Here is a 1256-nt window from a genome sequence, read left to right on the forward strand (position 1 = left end):
AATCGGGTTGCACCACCCGCTTGAGCGTCTTGCCCTTATGCCCCGGCTGCGCGCCAGGCTTTGCCCCGCTCGTGCCGCGCAACGACTTCGGCTTGCGCCCGGGCCCATCGCTTGAGGGCGGCTTGCTGGAGTTACGACTGTTCTTCTCGAGTTTCGCTTCGAGCGCGTTCAGACGCTTCACGAGATCAACGATGAGCGCGTCCTTCTGTTCGTGTGTGAGGTCTTTGAAATCAGGCATCTTCGTCATGTCCTTCACTATGCACAGCCTGGCTGCAGTTTACAAGCGCTGAATAGTTACCCTGCCGCAAAGAAAAGTAGGCAAAAGAAAGCGGCTCAAACCAATCCTGCTAAGCGGGCACCCTTGGCTGGACGGGGTAGTGGCTCCGTAGAGTCTGTGCTCGCGCCCCCGCATGCTCTAGTGACAAAGGCGTCATACTTCCGGCGGCGCTGCGCGCGCCGAAGAGTACTTCATAAAACCAACCGCTGCGTTTGGGCTCTTGCGTTTCGGCTCTTGCGTTTGGGCTCTTGCGTTTCGGCTCTTGCGTTTCGGCTCTTGCGTTTTGCCAGCACCGTGACTCGTCGTCGCATCGTCACTGCGGCCGGCTTGGGTTTTGCGTGGCATAAATGCTCCTTGAACTACATGTTATGCCTCGAACACAAAATTTATGACAGGCCCGCCACCGCCGCCGCGAGTGGCACTGCCACTGCAAGTGCGACACACCGCCATTTCATTCGAAGGGGGTTGCCCGTGAAGTGCAGCGGCGCCTCGCCGAGGCGAAGCCGATGGCGCCCACAGATCTGAACCGAAGCCCCTGGTTTCCCATGCATACCCGTCCGCGACGCACGCAGTGCGGAGTGGGAGCTGATGACGGCTTTGTCACTAACGCTCGAAAGTGCAAGGCCCCGGATTCCACGGAGCCACTACCACTTGCAAGCCACGGCGCCCACTTAGCATGAGCGGTTTGAGCCGCTTTCTTTGCTTATCTTTCTTTGCGGCCCTCCATGTCAGGCTAGTTGTCGCCTCACCCGAACCGATTGATGTAAAGATGGGGGGCGGACAGCGAATGGGAAATGAAACGCTATTCAGCGGAAACCCGGGAATGGGCAATCCAGCAGATGATGCCGCCGTTCAATCGTGCGGTCATCGAGTTGTCAGGAGCGACGGGCATCACGACGGTGACGCTACGGACCTGGCGGCAAAGTGCAAGACAGACAGGGAAATTCATGCCGGGCAATGGCAAAACCAGCGATCGATG

Annotated in this window: 1 protein-coding gene and 1 pseudogene; one reads left to right on the forward strand and one right to left on the reverse strand. The window is 58.5% G+C overall.

The genetic code is table 11. The features are described from left to right. Positions 1–238, reverse strand: a 238-nt coding sequence (locus HHL24_RS43330) for a DUF6444 domain-containing protein (RefSeq protein WP_230417552.1), incomplete at its 3' end; no start/stop codon positions are given. An 833-nt stretch (positions 239–1071) separates the two neighbouring features. Here HHL24_RS43330 and HHL24_RS43335 point away from each other — a divergent pair. Beyond that, positions 1072–1256: pseudogene (locus HHL24_RS43335) on the forward strand (IS3 family transposase); the annotation flags it as partial.

This window comes from Paraburkholderia polaris (assembly GCF_012927345.1).
GTDB classification, from domain to species: domain Bacteria; phylum Pseudomonadota; class Gammaproteobacteria; order Burkholderiales; family Burkholderiaceae; genus Paraburkholderia; species Paraburkholderia polaris.